At 75.4% G+C, this 418-nt stretch carries 1 protein-coding gene; it reads right to left on the bottom strand.

Features of this window, described 5'->3' with window-relative positions; genetic code table 11:
• Positions 1 to 418, bottom strand: a 418-nt coding sequence (locus tag AC1DYG_RS20100) for a hypothetical protein (protein ID WP_477641604.1), incomplete at both ends; no start/stop codon positions are given.

Genomic DNA, 418 nt, shown 5'->3' with positions numbered 1-418 from the left:
GCCGAACGACGTCCAGTCGGTCGCGGTGCGGGTGACCTCGCCGGATCGGGCGTCGACGGCGACGATCTCGTCCCGCCCGTCGTACCCGGCGGTGAAGCAGACGACGCTCTCGCCCAGCGGCCTCGGGGCACAGCCGCCCAGGCCGTCCGCCGGCACCTGCCAGCGCACCGCGCCGCTGCCCGCGTCGACACCGACCAGCCGCGCGTGGTCGAGCGAGTAGCCGCCGGGCTTGGGCAGCCCGATCGCGGTGACGACGGCGCCGCCCACCGCGATGCCACCGCTGTCACCTGAGTCGAACTCGGTGCCCCACACCGGGTTCCGGAACTGCGCGAACTTCCGCCCGTAGGCCTGCTCGGCGTCCAGGCGCCAGGACTCGGCGGCCGGCGGACCCGCCGGCCTTGGTTCCTCGGTCGGCACC

The organism is Pedococcus sp. P1_H8, from assembly GCF_056405175.1.
This window is presented reverse-complemented; position numbering and strand designations above follow the sequence as displayed.